This window comes from Microcoleus sp. D3_18a_C4, assembly GCF_036702415.1.
Lineage (GTDB): Bacteria > Cyanobacteriota > Cyanobacteriia > Cyanobacteriales > Microcoleaceae > Microcoleus.
In genome coordinates, this window is sequence record NZ_JAUBTI010000021.1 from 45,013 (window position 1) to 65,682 (window position 20,670).

Below are 20,670 nucleotides of genomic sequence, written 5' to 3' on the forward strand. Positions count from 1 at the left end.
TTTTTTTTTGCATCCGTTGTGTCACGTTAATTTAAATCAGTTGAATGCGATGTGCTTCGTTACAGCTATATGCGTTTTGCGTCGCCATCGAAAAGTCGATATATTCAATAGCAGTGGATTTATCCCCTCATTTTACCACATGTTAACTTAAAGTGGGTAAGTTTTGTTAAGAGAGAAACATGAATAGGTTTTTATCAACAAATAAAAGCGATGTACTTCCTTCTCTATGTTCCTAGGTATTTCAATAATTAGGTTATGCCAGTTTTATATTTAATAATCAATTAGTTTTAAGAATGGAAAATAATTCGTTATCTGACCATATAAAGAGCGAGAAATAATGAGAGGAAATGACCCATGAACGTCTTTGAGTTTGAGATTACCATTCAGAGCAAATCAGGCGAGAGTATCTGGCCCATTGTTGTCAGGTGTAAGCAACCGGACGGACTAACCATCCATTCAAAAGAAACTCTTGAGCTAAATCAGGAGGACTTGAACAAACTCACTCAACAGCAAGAAAACGAGAGGGAATACGGCACCCATCTTGGCAAAGCTTTGTTTCAAGGGGCTGTGTACGACACCTTTGTTCGTGCCCTATCCAAAAGTAGTCAGGACTCCTTGTTACGGATTTTGCTGTCGATCGAAGCGGCTGACAATGACCCTATCAAAACCTTGCATTGGGAAAGGCTGTGCGCTCCGATTGATGCCGATGGAGAGTGGCATCTTTTAGCCCGCAACCAGCGCGTTCCCTTTTCCTTGTACATTCCTACTATTATCGATCGGCGCTTTCCCCCCATTGGACGGCGCGACTTGCGGGCACTGGTGCTGGTAGCGAGTCCCTCTAATATAGGCAAGTTTCAATTAGCACCTTTTGACGTTGAAGCTGTTTTATCTGGAGTCAAGGAAGCGCTTGGTGAAATTCCTTACGAAATTTTGGCAAATGATGTTGCAGGTGCGATCGGGCCCCCAACCCTACAAGAACTGTCTAAGCAACTGACTAACGCCAAGAAGCCATACACCTTGCTGCACTTTGTCGCCCACGGCAAGCTGCTGGATAACGGAGAAACTGTTCTGTACTGGGCAAAAGCAGATAACCAAGTTCAGCCAGTTACGGGAGAAGATTTTCTGGCAGAGCTCAAGAACATCGGTAATCATCAGAGGAGCTTACCTCACTTTACCTTCCTGTGCACTTGCGAAAGTGCCGACCCCAGAGCAGAAGCAGGATTAGGTGGATTAGGTCAAAGATTGGTAAGAAATTTGGGGATGCCTGCGGTAGTAGCGATGACTCGCAAGGTGAGCGTAGAGACAGGCTTGGCTCTAGGACAGAACTTTTACCGACGACTCAGAGAGTCAGGAGAGGTAGATACGGCGCTACAAGAGGCAACAGCCGGATTGGGAAAACGCCACGATATTGCTGTCCCGGCTCTGTTTAGTCGCTTGGGTGGGCGTCCCTTATTTAGCGATCGGCTTGACGATCGGGATTTAACCGACGAGGAAATCGAGTATGGTATTGAAAAGCTGAGCAAACTCCTGGTAGAACGCGCCCCTAATGCTTCGGTACTAAAGCAGAGGTTTAAAACGCAGGTAGAGATCCTCAAAGATACCCAAGGAGCCGAGTCACGCACAGCGCGTGAACAGCGCCAGCAGGCAATAGTAGAGATAGATAACCTGTGCGATCAAGTCCTGGAAATTAGCTTTGATGCTCTCTCCGCTTTGGGCAAACAACCACCAGAATACAAGGCGGAGTGTCCTTTTCCCGGTCTATCTTCCTTTGCCCAGGAACAATACCACAAGTTCTTCTTTGGGCGCGATGAGCTGATTAGAGATTTACAACATGAACTGGCTAAGGATAATTTCTTAGCTGTTATCGGCACTTCGGGCAGCGGCAAATCATCGGTGGTACTAGCTGGACTGATTCCTAAGCTTAAAGAGCAGGAGCCAAGCCTACAGTCGGTTCGGATCGCACCGAGCAACGAGCCGCTGAAACAATTAGAAATACTGTTAAAGGTATCTCAACAGCATTCAATATTGGTGGTAGACCAATTTGAGGAACTGTTCACCCTCTGCGAGGATAAAGCCAATAGGCAAGAATTTATCGACAAGTTGTTTCACCTTGCCGAACGCCGAAAAGTTGTCATAACGATGCGGGCGGACTTTTTAGGAGAGTGTACCTTCTACCCCCCACTGAGAAAGCGGATTGAAACCCGACAAAAATTGGTTGGGCCGATGGAACCTGCGGAACTGATTACAGCGATGAAGATGCAGGCAGACAGGGGAGGGTTGCGCTTTGAAGCGGGCTTGAGCCACTCGATTCTCAATGATGTGCAGGGGGAGCCAGGGGCGATGCCGCTGCTGCAATATGCGTTGCAGGAACTGTGGAAGCGACGGCGCGGACGCTGGCTGTGCGATGAGGAGTACCAAGCGATTGGTAAAGTCCACCAGGCGATCGCTAAAACTGCTGATGATTTTTACAATAGCCTACCAGCTAAGAAACAAGAGCAAATCCAGAATATTTTCTTGCGCTTAACTCGCCTGGATAAGAATGCCATACAGGGAGAGAAGCGACGGGACACCCGCCAGCGAGTGGAGTTAGAGGATCTCGTGTCCAGTGCGAGCAATCTGGCAGAGACTAAGAAGTTGGTACAGCAGCTAGCTGGTGAAGGGGTACGGCTAGTCGTTACCAGTCGGAACGAAACTACCGGGAAGGAAGAAGTAGAAGTCGCCCATGAAGCTTTAATCCGCTATTGGCCAACGTTGCAGGAGTGGTTGAGCCAGAACCGCAGCGACTTGCAACTGCGAGAAAACATAAATCAGGCGGCAGAAGATTGGCACCAGCACCGGGAGCAACCAGACCAAAACAGCTATTTAATCCATCAGGGGGGAAGATTAGAAGATGCACAAGTGCTGTTGAAACAGCCCAAATTTGTCCATCTCAACCAAGAAGAATCTGAATATGTCTTGGCTTGTTTGGAGTTGCGCGATCGCATCCGCAGGCAAGAAAAACAACGCAGACATCGCCTGCTTTTCGCCGCTGTCAGCTCAGCTTTTGTCTTTGCTGGATTTGCTATCTTTGCGGGATATCAGTGGCGGCAAGCAGAAGTTGAGCGAATTCAGGCGTTAAGTGCTTCCTCAGAAGCTAAGTTGGCAACAGATCAATTAAAGGCATTGATAGGAAGTTTACAAGCTGGAAAAGAAGTTAAGCACCTGTGGATATCAAAAGCAACCTTAATCAATGAAGTAATGGGCAGGCTGCACAAAGTAACTTCTGAAGTCAGAGAACTCAATCGCCTAGAAGCGTATGAACGCTCAGTTACTGATGTCAGTTTTAGCCCTGATGGCCTGCTACTGGCGAGTACTGGAGTTGATGGCACAGTTCGTTTGTCAGATTTACATGGCAAAGAACTAATTAAATTTGGAGTGAGTAAAGAGCGTGTTAGAAATATCTACTTTAGCCCGGATGGTCGGCTACTGGCGACTGGTGGTGAGGATGGGACTACAAAATTGTGGGATTTGAAAGGAAACCTAATCAGGGAATTTCCTAAGCAGAAGGAGGGGGTATTTAACATCACTTTCAGCCCTAATGGTCAGACTATCGCCACTGGTTATGAGGATGGTATCGTTCGCTTGTGGAATTTGCAGGGAAATTTAATCAAAGAATTTCCTGCCCATAATACCAGTAAGGATAAAAAAGTGTGGGGCATCAGTTTTAGCCCTGATGGTAAGACTCTCGCTACGGGTTCTGGAGACCGCACCGCCAAGTTGTGGGATTTGAACGGAAAACTATTAAGCGAATTTAAAGGCCATAAAGATACGGTGTTTAGTGTTAGTTTTAGTCCCGATGGTCAAAAACTTGCCACTGCCTCTATGGACAGCACCGTCAAGTTGTGGGATTTGAAAGGAAAAGAGTTGAGAGAATTGTCAGGACATAAAGACTGGGTGTTTAGCGTCAGTTTTAGTCCGGATGGTCAGAACCTTGCCACTGGTTCCAAAGACGGCGTTGTTCGCTTTTGGGATTTGAATGGAAAACTATTGAAGGAATTTAAAGGACATTTAGATGCGGTTAGAAGTGTTATTTTCAGCCCAAATGGCAAGCTTTTGGCCAGTGCAGGATACGACAACACTGTCCGCTTGTGGGATTTGCAAGACCGCCAGCAGTTAACTGATTTCAAAGGGCACAAAGGCACTGTCTGGAGTGTCAGTGTTAGTCCGGATGGCGATATCCTGGCGACTGCTGGAGCTGATGGCACTGTCCGCCTGTGGGATTATTTATCACGTGAGCAGTTGGGAGAATTCAAAGGTCATAAAGGTATAATCTGGAAGGTAAGTTTTAGCCCGAATGGCAAACTTTTAGCTACATCAGGAGAGGATGGCACCGCTCGCTTGTGGAGTTTATTTGGTAAGCAACGGAGAGAATTAAAGGGTCATAAAGGTCCAGTTTTGGGTCTAAACTTTAGCCCGGATGGTAAATTTTTAGCTACATCAGGAAAGGATGGCACTGCCCGCTTGTGGAATTTGTCTGGTAAGCAATTAAGAGAATTAAAAGGTCATGAAGGTGCCGTCCTGAGTGTCAGTTTTAGCCCGAATGGCAAACTTTTAGCTACGGCAGGAGCGGATGGCATTGTACGTTTGTGGGATTTATCTGGTCAGAAGCTAAGAGAATTCCCCGCGCATCGAGACTGGATCAACAGCGTCATTTGGAGCAATGACGGTCAAAAACTGGCTACAGCTAGTAGCGATCGCACTATCCGTTTGTGGGATTTGTCAGGTAATCAATTAAAGGAATTAAAAGGTCATATAGGTGCAGTACAGAAACTCCGTTGGAGTAACGATGGTAAGCTGCTAGCGAGTGCGGGATCTGACTCAACTGCTCGTCTGTGGGATGTAGCCGGTCAAGAGGTAGCTGTATTCAAAGGTCATAAAGGTGAGGTCAAGAGCGTCGGTTTTAGTCTCGATGGCAAGCTTTTAGCTACGACTGGTGAAGATGGGACTGTTAAGTTATGGCGGGTTGAAGGATTAGATGAGCTGATGGTGCGGGGTTGCACTTGGGTACGTGACTATCTTAATAATCCTGATTCCGAACTTATGTCTGAAGAACGTCACGTTTGTGATGGTATTGGCACTGCTAGTAATTTACCAAAAAAGTAGGAAGCGTCAGACCGAAACGAGGACGCAAGTCTTCTGTGGCGATCGCCCTATAACAATAGACATCTCTACAATGACCGAGAAAATGGGATGCAAGCCCCGTCCTTTTAGGACGGCTTTATGCTATAGTTTAATTGGTTGAAATCCCCACCTAAGATTGCAGCGATATATACTCATCTTGAGTTGAAACCGGGACTGATCCAGTAATAGGGAAAGACCCAAGGGCAATGGTTAAAATCCAACCTGGAAGCAAAAAAAAGTATTGTTAATGTTTTTCAAACAAAACGATACATATAGTCTGGATAGGGCATTGCCACGACTTAAAATGAACATGGAGGCCCTCGTAAGACTACTTCGGTAGCATTGGTCGATGAAGTGTTAAGAATCCTCTCGCCTTTAGGCAGGGGAGTATGTCAAAATAGCTAATTCCGTAAGGATTGTGGGTATTTCAAATTGCTAACTTATTTCCGCTCACCTGTAGCAGCATTTGTAGGGTGCGTGGAGACACACCCTACAAATACTTTATTCACTTCGTCGGGAATGCCTCCCTTTCTGCTTCCATTACTACCAGAAAATTTTGGGGTCAGAGCCTCGCACTAAGCGGGCGACTTTAAAAAATGTTACTGCGATTAGTATAAATAGTATATAATAAGGTCAGGAGGTAATAAAAGTGTTTAACCTAACTTACGAATTCAAGTTAAAGCCAACACAAAGCCAAATAGCGATGTTTGAAGAATGGTTAGAAACTCATAGACGAGTTTATAACTATGCTTTAGCTGAACGAAAAGACTGGTATAAGTCTCGTAGTTGTCAGGTTAACGCTTGTAGCCTTCAAAGCTGCTATATCATTCCTGCTGATGCACCACGTCCAACCTTTGCAAGTCAATGTAAGTCTTTAACTGCTGTACGCAAAGATAACGAGTATTTAAAGCGTGTTAACGCTCAATCTTTACAACAGACACTCAGACGACTTGAGAAGGCTTTTGTCTCTATGTGGGAACAGAATCATGGATTCCCAAGATTTAAAAAACCTGGACGGATGAGGTCTTTTTCTTTTCCGCAGTTAGGGCAAAACCCATTGCTTAACGGCTTTGTTAAATTCCCTGTTATTGGTGCAGTTAAAATGCGTCTATCACGGGATATCCCAGATGGAGGAGTAGTAAAACAAGCGCGTGTAGTTAAGAGGGCTTCTGGATGGTATGTGATGCTAACTATCCAATGGGATGTATCCGTGCCATCAATAACACCACATGGAAATGCAGTAGGAATAGATGTAGGTTTGACCAGTTTTGTTGCAACTTCTAATGGACTTTTGATTAACCGTCCGAGATTTTTTGTAGATGCCGAACGCAAGCTTAAATTGCTGCAACAGCGCGTTTCCAAAAAACGATTAGGCTCGAACAATTGGAAGAAAGCCCAGAAAAAAGTTGCTTTGTTATATGAGTACGTCGCTAATTGCCGTAAAGACTGGCATCGCAAGGTGTCTCATCAAATCTGTGACAACGTTGGAATGGTGTTTGTTGAGGACTTAAATCTTGTCGGCTTATCTCGTGGAATATTGGGTAAACATTGCTTAGATGCAGGGTTTGGTCAGTTCTTCAATATCCTTGAGCAAACTTGTTTGAAGCGTGATGTCTATTTTCAAAAAGTAAATAGCCGTAAAACGAGTCAAATCTGCCCAAGTTGTAGTTTTGAAACAGGGAAGAAAGAGCTTTCAGAACGTACTCATATTTGTTCAAATTGCGGCTATACAACTGATAGAGATGTTGCAGCCGCTCAAGTAGTCGCAATACGCGGACTTGCAACCGTAGGGCATACGGTCAAGATGCTTGTTGAGGGTAAATTCATTGGAATCCCGAAGACGCAAGAATCCTCGCACCTTTAGGTCGAGGAGTGTCAACCAGCCAATTTCTGGTCGCAGACACAGAGATTCTGGTTCTTGACTGACACCAATTAATCCAGCAACAAACTCCATTTCGTAGACATTCCCGAGGTAATCCCAGTTGAATGGAACCTTAGACGGCAGGTTGGGAAAAGCACCCCGTGCTTCTATAGCTGGTGACAGCTCAGAATTTAACCAGGGATTGCGTAGATATGGTGGCTCAGGAGTTTTGCCTTCAAACATTCGTTCCCACTTTGATGTTTGATTATTCAAAATGTAGGGGAATAGTTTAGCAACCCATCCAGTAATATAGGGCGAGCCACTTCCCTCTGGTCCTTGGTACTTGTAAATGGAATCCCAAAACTCGGTATTCACACTGCCTTCAGCGGCGGCTACAAATTCCTTTAGAATCGGTCGTAGCGGCTCAATCCACCACTCCAAACCAAAGCGAGCAAACTCTTCCACCCTCTGTGCAATAGAACGCCAATCCTCTACCGTTCCCTCCAATTTAATCGTAGGTATACCACAGAAGCTGCTTACCTCGTACTCAAAGTAGGACTGCATTGCATCTAGCAATACGACTTCCGAGGCAGCACGTTCAATAGGGCCTGTGGTTGAGAAGTTAGCCACAATTAACTCGTGTGCTTTGCCAATATGTTGGTGAATTTGTTCGGAAAACTCCCCGAACACTTCTGCCCAAGGGTTGTCGGCCGAACCCTTCACAAAGTCATCACGGCGAACCTTAATCTTCAACTTTCCCGAATGCTGCACAAAGTGATGACGAAGTTCTTCGGCATTCATGTTAATGTGCTGTGCTAGTCCCTGTGTTAACGTTAGCCAAATTATGTCAGGGGAAAGGCAAATTGGATGATGAAAGGCAAAAGCTGTATGTAGTGCGCCAATGAGTGGATGATACGAATCAACACTCTCCACCAACTGCCCGCGATATCGACAACAAGCCTCGATCGGTCTACCTAAAAACTCTGCAACTGCTTCATAGTAAGGAATTTCACGCAAGGGGGTGGTTGTGGGAGATACCTTTGAAACAGCAAAAGTTCTGGCGATCGCGGTGCTGGTACCTTCAGAATTTGTGACTGGATTGTACATAGATGGTAAATCACTCGTATACTCCATATCTTAGACTCAGCTTTATGTACCCAAGTAGCACTATGCGAACCAAAACGAGGACGGCAGTCTGCTGTTCCACGCTCCCTAGCAACCTGAAAGCTGCGCGGGAGAAGTCCCGGCAGCCGGTCACTTAGGTGCGATCGCTATTAACTCAATCCCTTCAACACATTCAACAGATTGATGGCTATTGATGTTGCTGTTTGCAGGGTTTCGGCGCTGTCAACTGGAGTCTTTGGCGCCGTATTGACAAATTGCTCTAATGATGTTATGAGCTGTGTCTGAGCCTGCTTGAGGTCAATTTCACCAGCCACTGAGTCCGCGCTGCTTTCTGCGGGCTTTGGTTCCAGGCCAGCAGGCAACTGCACAGGTTCCATCGTAGGGCGAGTGGTGCTGGCATCTTTACTACTACTGACCACTAGCCGCACTGCTGGATCGCCAATAATCGCATAGTTGCGGGCGTCATTGTTAGCCGTCCACATCCCAGCCAAACTCGCATGATTGGGCTCCGCGCCAAACTTAATCTCTTCTAACTCAATGTTGAGGTCGGAGGAAATTTCCGCATAGCGCTCGTCAAAATACTCCAATGCCGAGCCTACTGGATGGCCTTCCAGCAGGCGCTTCACGCTACTTTGAAAAACTGCTATCTGCCTGCGCTCTATTGCTGTCTGAATGGCATCTCGAGTAGAACCCTTAATATCTGACCAAGAGAAAGAACAGCCCCAAGCTCGATCTATATGACCAACTACAGCTAAGGCACCTCCCTTGGGATGGCTCAGAAGTTTCTGTGGCAAGCGGGCAAGAAACGAGCGCGGCGCAATCTCTGGTCGTGAAGCTTTTTTGTGACCGTCGAATTCATCATATTGGGGGCAGCCTGCGCCATAGCAGGCAAAGAAAAAAGCAATCATTCCTAAAAGCCGAGCTTGTTCGCCAATATCATCCCCAGAAAAGTAAAAATCTTCCCTCATCGGCTTTGCCCCTGGACGACCCGGCCCCGGCCAGTCTTGGCACAGCAGTGCGCCTTGGTGGAGCAACTGACGCGTATCGCCCTTGTCAAAGCCCATGCCATGACTGGCAGTGAAAAGCAAACTAGGGGTTTCACTGCCTCCTAGCAATTGCCCCAAGCGGGCTTTGGTTGCTTCTTCTTTAAGAATCGTTTTCACATCCCAGTTGGGATGTTCTTTGACCACCCATTCAGATAACGGCTGAATGAGGTGTTCAGTGCTGAGATTAGTGGCAGCGTCTCCTGGGTTGCACACACCGAAAAAGGCAGCGCTAGGGGATAGGGATAAATTGCTAGTTTCAGCTTCTACTACACTGTGAGCGTACTGCGCGTATTCCTGTAGCGTATCAAAGTGAATGCGACCCACTGCGTACTGAACGCTGAGCTGGGACTGAAAGGCATAGGGAATTGTTACTGGATCGCCAACAATCAGCAGGTAATACGGCATTTTGTCTGGATCGGCAGGACCTGGCCCTACTCCCTGACGCGCCAGGAAGTTCTTTTTTGACTCGCCTGGACGATAGCCCTTGACGCCGATGTATTCCTTGTAGTAATGCTCGTGCTTTTGGGTGGCTTGCTTTTTGCGATGATTTAATAGTTCGCTGAGCGCTTCTCGGATTTCCTTTATTTCCGAAGAGTCACCGCCAGGGAAAACTACTCCCCAACCTGTTTGTGCGAGGTCTTTGGGATCTACTCCCTCTATCGGAGCAAAATCAGGCTCTTGTTTTTCTCGAATTTTTAGCTCGATATCTTGTAATTGGTCTGGATCGAATTCTTCGCCTTGGGCAATCCTAGATACTTGCTCAGGGGTCATAGGAGGCAGCAAATAATCGCCCGTCGAGCCATTAATCCCATTGAAAAATAACAGGTCTTGTTCGTTCATATTTTTGGTTCCTTGTTGGTTGCGCTAACAATCGGCATTTAATTTGTGAATAAAACAGATAGAAACCCCACGAGCCTTTCAAACAAGGACTTGCTGAGTTTCTATTGGGTCTAACTCTGGCGGTTAACTGGGATAAGCTGCCGACCACACAGCATGAGCGACTTCCGGCTTGGCAATGTCGGATTAGCCTGTGCCCATTCCTCCGAGATCCTCGTTACAAATAAACTGGCTGCTTTCTAGGTTGTAGATTTTGCCCGGTTTAAAATCATAAGAGGCAGGTGGGCCGAGGATGTTCGTGTTTTCCTGGGTCTAACTCTGGCGGTTAACTGGAATAAGCTGCCGACCACACAGCATGAGCTACTTCCGGCTTGGCAATGTCGGAATGGGCACCCATTGTTGGCCCTCCCAGGTTCGCACAAATAAACTCGCTGCTTTCGAGGTTATAGATTTTGCCCGGTTTAAAGTGATACGAGGCATCGCAGGGGAGCATGTTTATGTTTTCCGCTGCGAGGTCATCTCCGCCTAGACCAAAGCTGCCAATTCCACCATACTTAGGCAATTGACCGGGGGCAAAGTCCACAGCACTAAAGGCAGTCTTTCCAGCTAGGGGGTACATCCGGCCGACTGCATAGTCTAAGTAGGAGTGAGTTGTAACGATCGGACCTGCGACTTTACCTTGAGCGATGATTGTATTAAAGTAACCGGGGCGATCGCGTTCGTATGAAATCTTTGAACAGTAAGACCAGAGCGATAGAGCGCCTTGTACCAACGCCAGAGAATTCACTGGGCGGACTAACGTACCCTTCCCTTGCGGACCGTTGAGCATGGAAGAGACAACAACGCATCCGAAACTGTGACCCATCAGGTGGAATCGCACCGTTTCAGCAGCGTTCTCTTGCAGTGTTTTTAACAAGTTGAACCCAGTGCTTTCACCGATTTTGCGAGCGCGTTCTTTCATTTTCCAATAAGACAGTACCCGCAGGGGGTCTAAAACCTTATCCCAGACTGAGCTGCTATCGGTGCTGAAACTTACTGGTTCATCTTTACTCGCTTCATAGATGGCTTCTGGATCGAAACCTTCCCAATCCGAACCCGGTGCCGCACCTTCACCTTCGCTACCCAAGTCAGCCTCTTGGTTCAACACTTGGTAGGCGTTCACTACCTCTGGTGGCAAGCTATCAATTGTGCTGTCTTCGCTCGCCGCCCTGAGAATTGTTTGCAGGGCTTGCCGTGCTGCTTCAGTGTTAGCGATGCGCGAGGCATATTCATCTACTAACCCCTCAACTGGATCTTCGTCGTTCACGTCAAAGGACACCGAACCACTTGTCAAGTCTTCATTGCCCCAAGGCTTGCTAGGCCAGTGCAGCCCGATCATTAAGGGACGAAATCCCGATCGCGCCTCTTTGATTTTTTCAATATCGGCTGTTTGTTTAGCCATTGCGCCAATCCAGTCGTTGTACTGCTGTCGCGCTGCGGGAATGTCGCCCATCCACCCGTGGCTCATAAGGAATACATCTGTGATTGGCTCAGTGGCTAGCGCTGAGAAGATTTGTTCGCTGAGTTTCTTCCCATCAGCTTCATCGCGTTCGTTGCCATCCTTATCACAGGCAATCAGATAGTAATTCAAGGAAGTATTAGGTACTTTTTCAATTGGCATGGCATTTACTCATTTAAGAAAAACTGGCTGATACCAATTTTATATGAGGTTGCATAGAATCTGATCCCCCCTAACCCCCCTTATTAAGGGGGGGGACAAGAGCTTGGTCAAACTCCCTCTTATTAAGGGGGAGTAGGGGGTATGCGAGGGGGAGCGAAATATATGCAACTTCACATTAAATTGGTATGAACGGTTGGGTAAACGAACCTGGTTTCTGAGGGCGGTGTTTTGTTTCTACTTCTGGGCCTATGTTATCAGGCAGCTATCTACTTTTGGTGGCGCTGCCTGAATCAATAAAGTAGAGCTAAATATTGATACTTTGGGGAATTTGAGAAGGTAGCAAGAATTTGTAAGGCATGAGCCGGGAAGAGTTTTTCTTGCTAATCTCCATTTCAATATCTCTTAGCCGATTTTGAAATTTGTCCAGAGATGACTTGACTTTGGCATCTTTAAAGTGTCCTTTGTTGTATTGACCTAGCTGCGTGTAATATACCGAACCCAGTAAACCAACTACCTCAATTTGGGTTTGGGCGCGGTCTACCGAAGGTAGCATACTCATAAAGTTCCCTTGTTCCTCAGGACTTGTAGGTGCTGGGGAGAAGAGGGCCAAAGGAAAAGCCGGCGCATAGCTCATTAATTCGGATTGAGGGAAATTTACTGCAGCGTGCTGAGCACTTCCGGTAAAAATGACACTCGTGACAGCATCAATTAAATAATCGACTGTTTTAATCGCACCTGAAGCATCTTCTCCAAACTCCTTTAAGCGACCCCCTTGGTCGGAAACTAATTCCGTTGCCCAGTTTTGTAAATCTTTGTCTTTGAGTATTTCTTGGTTGCTAGGGTAGTAAATCCTTAAATAATCACTAACCCAGGTATGAAGAGCCTCCCAAATCAGCCGTCCATCATCTCGATAAGGATAATCAGGTAACTGAGCGCTGTCGCCGACACCCTGACTTGTCAAGGTTTTGGGAAACATTACATCATTGAAGTGTTGCAGATAGCTTTTTGCTCCTTCAACGACAATAACTCCATCGTTCTCAATAGTGCTAGCTAGAAGCTCATCTACTTTTCCTCCGGTAGCAATTAACTTTTTATGAGCCCCGTAATTGATTAAGATAGTTCCTTCAAAGTGAGGATCTAGCAAAATTCTTAATTTGTGATTTTCTGGCAATATCCGCTTAGTAGCTAGAACAAAAGGTTCTACAAATAAATGAGTGCGACCTAAATGACTAACTAATTCGTGGAAGTTGCCATCTGCCATATTAACAATGGTTTTAGCTACCATCCAGTTGTCGTCATCTAGCGGCGTAAATACTGGTGGATTTTTACTTACAGAAGGTTGTTGGCATTGAATAGCTACTGGGATTAGAGAACGAGATGAACTATTAACTGGGGGAACCGCAAATAATGCTACAGGCGCAGCAGGGTATTTTTTGACGTTGTTTGGAAAACTCCCCTGTGCCATGTCTTTTAACATGGAATAATCAGCTTTATAAAGTCGGCCTTCTCGCAGAGCAGCTTCAAGTGAGTCGGAAAACTTAAATTTTTGGATTATTTGCTGATATTTTTCGTTGGTAACCTGCAAAGGTTGATCTTTTTCTGATAGCTGCTGGAGCATAAGTGGGTTTGGCCCAGCAACTCGCATATAAGCAAAAATCAAATCTTCTTGAAAGCGTTTGCTAATCTGGGGTAAGCGGAGATCTACAAATAAGCGATCGTAATCCTCCAGGCTGGGCAAATCTTCACCTCCTCCTATTGAAAAAGATACCTCTGCACTTTGCTCACTTTCTAAATCCAACAATTTCATGTTTTCTTTAATAATTTCCCTGAAAGCTAAATCCAGCGAGTCTCCTGACGTATCTTCCAAGTCAGAGCCAATACTAAAGTCTAATGCCTCTGAAGTTTCACTAGATTGGTAGGCTTGAGCAAATTGCTCATCTATCTCTCTAAGCTGCTCATCAATTTCAGAACTTTCTACTGAGTCACTATCACCTACGCTGAAAGATACTCCCTCAGGAGAAACCTGTTGCGTAATTTCTTTGGCAGCAGAGGCTATTTTCCAAGCAATATTTTTCAAATCTTCCTTACTATCAGCCGCTTCAATTTCTTGTTCAGTATTTTTTAATACTTCTATCTGGTGATCGACCCCTGAATTTTCTTCTGTGCTATCACCCACGCTAAAAGATGGGATGTCATTCTCAAAATGTCGAGCTTTATTCGCATTCAAAATTGTTATTTGTTGCATGACTAGCGTTACCCATTTTATATTGGGTAGCTCTTGACTGGGTATGTTGAGATTAATCAAAGGCAATGGAGGCGAAGTTGTCATAGCGAGGCTGGGAATATAATCATAATTATAATTATATTTGCCTGGAAAAAATTTGGAACCAAATTTGACGAACTTATAAAGTGTTAAGAGAGTGTTGATTAAGGTGTTTTTGCTCGAAGCAGAATTTTGATTTCCCGAAGATAAAGGCATATGCCCTCCTGTAGTGGTGAGAGATTTATTTAGCGATTAAGCTTGAGCTTACCATATCGTTTCAGCCAAGCGCATAACTTTCTGTACGGTTGCTCATTTCACCCCGTGATATTGGAGTGCGGTTTGGTAAGAGGCGATCGCATCATCAAAGCGATTTGGTCGAGCTAACGCATTACCTAGATGCCAATTGCTAGTATCATCATCTGGCTTAATTGTCAATGTCTGATGGTAAAATTGGATGTCGTCGGGGTTGGATGCGATGCGAGAGCGATAGTAGCTCATCACTCGTTCTATTCCCTGAGTGTGTTGGAGATAAAACTTGAGTGGTGTTAATTAGACATCTCCGAAAACTCTCAAAGCTTCTCTATGACTAGCTTTCATTCTTTAATCGGAACTTACCCCACACACTCGCTCGCCAGAGGTTTTAAACCCCGATCTCGCGGTGTTTCGGGGTGAGAGCCCTCACGTGATACATGACTACAAAGTCAGAGCAACTTCCAGTAAATCGAAGGCTTTGTGCTGTAAAGGATTCGGTATCGTCAGCTTATCAAAGCTAACTGAAACACGCCCCAATTTAGGCTGCACTCGATTTTTAGTAATCGTCGCCAAATTGGTGAGTAACGTCCGAAAACTTTGCACCGGAAAATTTTCCGAAGTACGTTGAGTTGAAGCCTTCCGTTTGGCCGGAGTCTGGGATTTATTCGGGAGAACCACCTCCGTAGGTTCAAAAGGCTCTAACCAATCTTCCTCCTCAAATAGCAACGGCGCTAATCTCTGGCGCATCTGCCATTCCACATCATAAGCTAGCAAGCACAAAAACACGTGCGATCGCACTCGGTGAGCTTGCGCGATGATAAATCGGACTTTTTCTAGGCTCAAACTTAAGATTTTAGCATCATTGACATTACCTTCAACAAGTTCGACAGCAATCGGGTCTCCCGCAGCGTTACAAAGTAATCCAAAAATGATGGGTAATTTCCCTTTCTTTTTGTCCCGCGAATAGCCATATTGAGCCAGGGTACAGGTGGTTCCTTCCTCATATGTGGAAGTGAAATCGTAAATAATTAGGCCCCCTTCACATAGGTGTTTGGCTGCTATGCTTTGTTCGATTTCTGCTTGTCTTTGTGACAACCAATCCATTGCTTCATAAAGCTCCGATTCATCAGCATCTTGAACTTTTAAGATTTCACTAAGTGTGCTGTTAGAGGTATCTGGCGATAGTCCGCGTGCTCTGGCCAATTTTGAGGTAGGGTCGATAATGCGTGCCATCCCGTATCGCGGTGACTCGCATCCCGTTGGCGGCTGGCTCGATCGCTAATTAATGATTCGAGCCCGATATTTTTGAGCGTGCCTAACACCGCAGCCAGATGGCCGTGGGGTAAGGAACGTTGAATTTCAAAGGCGGATTTTAAACGATCGAGCGCACTGCCACCTTTGAGTAAAATTCGCAGTCCTTCAATGGCATCATCCGGCAATTTTTAGAGGTTAGCTAGAGTGCGCCAGCGCACTTTTCCCTGCTCTCGATCAGACTGTCGTAAGAGGACCAAAGGGTGGGGAATTGCGGTTGGGGACTCTTTCGATGTGCATGAGTACAATTCTCTGATGCTCTGACTCTAAGGAGCGCGAATTAAATAACTTACAATTTTAATTGTTATTGTGGGATGGGCGTCCCGCCCGTCCAAAAAGGACGGGCGGGACGCCCATCCCACTTTCAAGAGTGGAAGTTATTTAATTCTCATTCCTAAAAAGCCTTAAGACCATCTTAAGTTAGATGGCTACACCCGTGAGCAGAGCGAAGTGGCCAAACCTATAGCTCGTATGCGCGAGCTCTCTTCGGGACTACCCCGCAGGGGCTAAATTCCGTTTACGCAAGCGTGGTCGTGCATCGGAAAGTAACTGGAGGAGGGCGAAGTGATTGGGGCGCTCAATTAGTAGCCCAAATGTTTAGCTTTTTAGAAACAGTCCGGCCCCAAGGTGGGGAAGCGAGCGCACAATTGTACGAGTTACTGTCTGTCTTCGGGTCGTAGTCCTCCCGGCTTACAATACAACTGAACTTTTCGTTGAAATAAATTGAATCAACCAGTGTTCCACAAACTTCCTTCTTGCTTGTGGCAAGTTTTTCTGGAATACCATCTACAACTCGAGTGCGTAGCTATCGCTGATATCCTTGGCGATACCGCAACGCAGTTGCGGTGAGCAGTTACGCATTTTTCTCATAATCCCCAACGGTCAGATTGGGGCACAACTGCGAGATAATATTCCCGGTATTGCCAGTCAAGGAATGCTTTCTACTTTTGGTAGTGGCGTGGACATTGGAGAAAGTCCACAGCAGGCAGCCATGCGACAAATGGAGGAAGAAACTTGCCTCACAACCAATTTTTACCAAAGGGACTTTATCACAACTTTTACTCACCAAAAGACCCAAAAAGAGAGAAAAATTTTACAAGACAACCACCTTTTTTTGGCGAGAGTTAGCGATTGTGATAAAATAGAAATCAAAGAAGGTGTGGGTTTGGTAGTTTTGAGAAAAGATGTAGACTTTGAAAAAGTCAACGCCGGGGAAGGTACTCAAATGGCGTGGAAATTGTTGCAGGAATATTTAAAATAAAAACTCCCACACTACGTTTTCCCCGCGAGGGGACTGAAACTTTAATAGAGAACTTCTTTACGATGCTGTCAAATACGAATTTCGATTACGAATTATTACTACAACGGGCGATCGCCATCGCAGCCAAAGCTCATGAGGGGCAGATTGATAAGGCAGGCAAACCCTATCTCGATCATCCGCTATTTGTGATGGAAAATGTAAATTCTCTAGACCAGAAAATCGTAGCGGTTCTACACGATGCCGTCGAAGATTCTGAACTTACACTTGAGCAACTTAGAAGCGAAGGTTTTCCTGAAGTTATCGTCTCGGCGATTGAGGCGATTACCAAAATAGAAGGAGAAGCTTATGCAGCTTATTTAGAACGTGTGATTGCCAACCCGATCGCACTGCCAGTCAAAATCGCTGATGTTACTCATAACCTCGATCTGCGTCGCATCGCCCATCCGACAGAGGCAGATTTTCAACGCATTGCAAAATACAAAAAAGTTCTCAGTCAGTTGCGTGCCGCCCTAAAGTAATTATTAACCGCAGATATCCGCCTTCGTGGCACAGGCATCTTGCCTGTGCGATATCTAGGCATCTTGCCTGTGCGATATCTAGGCATCTTACCTGTGCGATATCTGCGGTTAAAAAAATCCAGAAATCCTAAGCCATCACCATCCCCCCATCCACATTAAAAACCTGCCCGGTTATATAAGCAGCCGCCGCATCTGCCGCCAAAAACTTCACCATCCCCGCAACTTCCTCAACTTCCCCGTATCTCCCCAGCGGAATATATTTCAAAATCTCATCAGACTTGACATCCTTAGTCATATCTGTAGTGATAAAACCCGGTGCAACTGCATTCACAGTAATCCCGCGACTGGCCAACTCCTTCGCCACAGTTTTAGTAAACCCAATTACCCCAGCCTTCGCCGCACTGTAATTAGCTTGTCCGGGATTGCCCATTTGCCCAGCAACCGAAGCAATATTAATAATTCGGCCGCTTCGCTGTTTCAGCATGATTTTACTGGCAGCTTTCGCACACAAAAACACGCCGGTTAGATTCAAATCAATCACCGCTTGCCAATCTTCCAACTTCATCCGCAGCAGCAAAGTATCGCGAGTAATGCCGGCATTGTTCACCAAAATGTCAATCCGTCCCCATTTTTCCATGACATTACTGGTGAGTAAATCTACTTGGTCAGTTTTCGAGACATCTGCTGCAAGCGCCACAGCTTCTCCTCCTGCTGTGACTATTTCTGCTACCACCTCATCAGCAGCAGCACTCGAACTCGCATAGTTGACGGCGACTTTAGCGCCTTCTGCTGCTAGGGCTAAAGCAACGGCGCGGCCGATTCCCCGCGACGCACCGGTCACGACAGCAACTTGACCCCGCAATCTCTGAAAAGTCTCTGGTAATAATTCCATAATTGTATCCTCGCAATCTACCAGAGAATTTTGCACTAAAATCGAGCCAGAACCAAAAAAATTATTTTGTCTTATGGCAGTTCAAAAACAGTTCAGCAGTTTTGAGGAGTTACTATCGGGCTCTGACTTGCCCGTGTTGGTGGATTTTTACGCTACTTGGTGCGGGCCTTGTCAGATGATGGCACCGATTTTGGAACAAGTCAGCGGTCAGATGAAAGACAAGCTGATGGTTGTCAAAATTGACACGGATAAGTACGAAGACTTGGCGTCGCAGCATCACATTTATGCTTTGCCGACTTTGGTGTTGTTCAAAAATGGCGCTGAGGTCGATCGCATTGAGGGAGTGGTGCAAGCGGCGCAGTTGATCGATCGAGTGCAACCTTTCTTGTAACCGGAGCCCATTATCTCACACGTAGGGTGCGTCAGCCAATAGACATTTCCCAAAAAGATATTCAAGAACAGGCAGGATGCCTGTTCCACAACAATTATGGGAGATGTCTAATATCTGATTCATTATGAATAAGATAATCCTAGTTGACGCACCCTACTGATGAAGACTCCCAGCCACGCTATTATCAATCTCGCAATTCTTGGCAAACCGCAACTGCCGCAAGCTAATCTAATTATTGCGATCGGCGGAATTGTGCCGGATATTCCGATATTTTTATTTTACTTTTGGGCGAAATACATTGCTCGCTTGCCCGAAGCTACAATTTGGTCAAAAGCATATTATGAGCCTTTTGTCCAGAATGTTGTTGCTCTGTTTCATTCCATTCCCCTTGCGGTTATTGGTTGGCTAATTGCTTATTACTTCGGCTGGCAAAGCGTGCAAATTCTATTTATTAGCATGCTCCTGCACTCTCTGGGAGATTTGCCTGTCCACAATGACGACGCTCACCGCCACTTTTTTCCGTTCAGCAATTACCGTTTTATCAGTCCGTTTTCTTATTGGGATAGGAAGCACTACGGGTCAATTGTTTCTCTGGTTGAAATGTTGTTAGTGCTGCTGTCAACTTACCGGGTTTTTGGTTGGGTTAATTCTTATGTTGGTAAAGGATTGTTGATTTTGGTGAATGCTTTTTACTTAATTGGAGCTGTCTCTTTTTACGTCCGTTCTTTAGTTTCTCGTTCTTAATTATGCTGCTGCAATTGCTCTCTGACCGGATTATCGAGATTGTTTTTGCCCAACTGAGGGCGATCGTCCTTAAGGCATTATCATCGAAGCTGAGCCACCCTGCGACTACTTCTTCAACTTTAAAATTCACCCTCCCTAATCTCACCACGCCAGTGTGAAATAGCACTGGTTGGGCCCTGGATAAATTCTCCATCGCTCCAAGTAGTCTCGTAAAAGAATACATCTCCTTGGAGACCACCAGAAAGACAATTTTTAGCTCCCAGGAAGTTGCTTCCTATGAATTGAGAATAACTCATGTCAACTCCTGCTAAATTAGCATCTCTCAAATCGCAATAAAAAAAATAGACACCCAACCAATCTTCATCCCGACTAAATCCAGCATTTCTGAAATCAGAAAATATAGCCCTTCCCAAGCCAACATTTTCCAAACAAGCACAACTAAAGTTGACATAGCTTAAGCGAGAACGACTCAGGTCAATATCACGCAAGTCAGCACCGCTCAAATCTACACGATGCAATATTTTATCCTGAAAATTTCGCTCGCCCTCGCCATAGCGCCGGAGCAATTCTTCAGCAGACAACGTTCTGTTTAAGTCGTTTTGAATCCCGCCGTCAGGCATAGTCACTTGATGAAAAATAGTCTGCTCTGTTGTTTTAATATCCGTCAGGTTAGCATCAGTTAAGTTAGTCTCAATCAGCACCGCACCCGTCAAATCGGCACCCGTCAAATCGGCACCAGTCAAATCGGCACCAGTCAAGTCAACATTAACCAATGTAGTATTCCTAAGATTGGTATTACTCAAGTTTGCCTTAATCAGTAGGGCTGAATCCAGCCATGCTTTTTCTAAATTCGTATGGCTCAAGTTAGAATTAATTAAATAAGTATCGCCCAAACTAGCGCCTTCCAAATTAGCACCGCTCAAATTAACATCAATCAGCCAAAAGCCGTACAGGTAGGCGTTGCTCAGCTCAAGACCTCTGAAATCGCGATCGCCAGCCATATACCGCCCATATAGCAATTGTGGGTCCATAATTCTTGGGTTGTGATGCTAAATTCTGATTTGTTATATTTTAACGCAGTTCTGTACAGCATCTAAGAACTGCCGAACAATGGCGAAGACCAAATACCTGGAAGATTTCTCTTAATCAGCTTGAAAATCTGCTGAGTGCTCTATTCTCAATCTTCAGGACTTTCGCGCGGGTGGGGGCGGGTTTTTTAGTCTTTTTGTATCCTTTAAAGCTATTGGTGAACCCGCCCCTACAGGTTTTTGAGAATGTGCAACATATGAGTATTAATCAATTTAGCATTTCTGAGATTAGCATGGCTCAAATTAGCATTAATCTCAGAT

Annotated in this window: 15 protein-coding genes and 2 pseudogenes; 7 read left to right on the plus strand and 10 right to left on the minus strand. The window is 45.6% G+C overall.

Going from position 1 to position 20,670, the window contains the following annotated elements; translation table 11 throughout:
- Nucleotides 1-354: 354 nt before the first annotated feature.
- Both QUB16_RS12550 and QUB16_RS12555 read left to right on the plus strand, forming a co-directional pair.
- Nucleotides 355-5,142: an nSTAND1 domain-containing NTPase gene (locus QUB16_RS12550; protein ID WP_333316408.1), complete on the plus strand. Its 4,788-nt coding sequence runs from the start codon at nucleotides 355-357 to the stop codon at nucleotides 5,140-5,142.
- Between the two features lie 667 nt (nucleotides 5,143-5,809).
- Nucleotides 5,810-7,024 (plus strand): transposase, encoded by a 1,215-nt coding sequence (locus QUB16_RS12555; RefSeq protein ID WP_333316410.1) that lies wholly within the window; start codon nucleotides 5,810-5,812, stop codon nucleotides 7,022-7,024.
- A 72-nt stretch (nucleotides 7,025-7,096) separates the two neighbouring features.
- On the opposite strand, the pseudogene QUB16_RS12560 reads toward QUB16_RS12555, so the two are convergent.
- From QUB16_RS12560 to QUB16_RS12590, 7 genes and pseudogenes are all read right to left on the minus strand, one after another.
- Nucleotides 7,097-8,155, minus strand: a pseudogene (locus QUB16_RS12560) (DUF4419 domain-containing protein); the annotation flags it as partial.
- 140 nt (nucleotides 8,156-8,295) lie between these two features.
- The gene (locus tag QUB16_RS12565) at nucleotides 8,296-10,032 is read right to left on the minus strand and encodes a hypothetical protein (protein ID WP_333316412.1); all 1,737 of its coding nucleotides are present in this window, start codon (nucleotides 10,030-10,032) and stop codon (nucleotides 8,296-8,298) included.
- Between the two features lie 322 nt (nucleotides 10,033-10,354).
- Nucleotides 10,355-11,689 carry a hypothetical protein gene (locus tag QUB16_RS12570; RefSeq protein WP_333316413.1) on the minus strand — a complete coding sequence of 445 codons (1,335 nt, stop codon included), beginning with the start codon at nucleotides 11,687-11,689 and terminating at the stop codon, nucleotides 10,355-10,357.
- Nucleotides 11,690-11,993: 304 nt separating this feature from the next.
- A complete protein-coding gene (locus QUB16_RS12575) occupies nucleotides 11,994-14,168 on the minus strand; it encodes a lipoxygenase family protein (protein WP_333316415.1) in 2,175 nt (724 codons plus the stop codon).
- 93 nt (nucleotides 14,169-14,261) lie between these two features.
- Nucleotides 14,262-14,450 carry a hypothetical protein gene (locus QUB16_RS12580; RefSeq protein WP_333316417.1) on the minus strand — a complete coding sequence of 63 codons (189 nt, stop codon included), beginning with the start codon at nucleotides 14,448-14,450 and terminating at the stop codon, nucleotides 14,262-14,264.
- 195 nt (nucleotides 14,451-14,645) lie between these two features.
- A complete protein-coding gene (locus QUB16_RS12585; RefSeq protein ID WP_333316419.1) occupies nucleotides 14,646-15,308 on the minus strand; it encodes a hypothetical protein in 663 nt (220 codons plus the stop codon).
- Between the two features lie 38 nt (nucleotides 15,309-15,346).
- On the minus strand, nucleotides 15,347-15,643 hold the full coding sequence (locus tag QUB16_RS12590) for a hypothetical protein (protein ID WP_333316421.1): 297 nt from the start codon (nucleotides 15,641-15,643) through the stop codon (nucleotides 15,347-15,349).
- A gap of 399 nt (nucleotides 15,644-16,042) precedes the next feature.
- On the opposite strand from QUB16_RS12590, the pseudogene QUB16_RS12595 reads away from it, so the two are divergent.
- The 3 genes and pseudogenes from QUB16_RS12595 to QUB16_RS12605 all read left to right on the plus strand — a co-directional run.
- Nucleotides 16,043-16,220, plus strand: a pseudogene (locus QUB16_RS12595) (IS66 family transposase); the annotation flags it as partial.
- Between the two features lie 115 nt (nucleotides 16,221-16,335).
- Nucleotides 16,336-16,776, plus strand: a complete 441-nt coding sequence (locus tag QUB16_RS12600; RefSeq protein WP_333316423.1) for an NUDIX domain-containing protein — start codon at nucleotides 16,336-16,338, stop codon at nucleotides 16,774-16,776.
- Nucleotides 16,746-17,294: an HD domain-containing protein gene (locus QUB16_RS12605; RefSeq protein WP_333316425.1), complete on the plus strand. Its 549-nt coding sequence runs from the start codon at nucleotides 16,746-16,748 to the stop codon at nucleotides 17,292-17,294. Before QUB16_RS12600 ends, QUB16_RS12605 begins: the two co-directional genes overlap by 31 nt.
- 127 nt (nucleotides 17,295-17,421) lie before the next feature.
- Here the strand turns inward: QUB16_RS12605 and fabG are convergent, their stop codons facing one another.
- On the minus strand, nucleotides 17,422-18,186 hold the full coding sequence (fabG, locus tag QUB16_RS12610; RefSeq protein ID WP_333316427.1) for a 3-oxoacyl-[acyl-carrier-protein] reductase: 765 nt from the start codon (nucleotides 18,184-18,186) through the stop codon (nucleotides 17,422-17,424).
- A 73-nt stretch (nucleotides 18,187-18,259) separates the two neighbouring features.
- Between fabG and trxA the strand changes: the two genes are divergently transcribed.
- On the plus strand, nucleotides 18,260-18,577 hold the full coding sequence (trxA, locus tag QUB16_RS12615) for a thioredoxin (RefSeq protein ID WP_333316429.1): 318 nt from the start codon (nucleotides 18,260-18,262) through the stop codon (nucleotides 18,575-18,577).
- A gap of 159 nt (nucleotides 18,578-18,736) precedes the next feature.
- Nucleotides 18,737-19,321, plus strand: coding sequence for a hypothetical protein (locus QUB16_RS12620; protein ID WP_333316431.1), 585 nt, complete (start codon nucleotides 18,737-18,739; stop codon nucleotides 19,319-19,321).
- A gap of 119 nt (nucleotides 19,322-19,440) precedes the next feature.
- Here QUB16_RS12620 and QUB16_RS12625 read toward each other — a convergent pair whose 3' ends face one another.
- Nucleotides 19,441-20,352, minus strand: a complete 912-nt coding sequence (locus QUB16_RS12625) for a pentapeptide repeat-containing protein (protein ID WP_333316433.1) — start codon at nucleotides 20,350-20,352, stop codon at nucleotides 19,441-19,443.
- A gap of 227 nt (nucleotides 20,353-20,579) precedes the next feature.
- A complete protein-coding gene (locus tag QUB16_RS33575; RefSeq protein ID WP_445251118.1) occupies nucleotides 20,580-20,663 on the minus strand; it encodes a pentapeptide repeat-containing protein in 84 nt (27 codons plus the stop codon).
- Nucleotides 20,664-20,670: the final 7 nt, after the last annotated feature.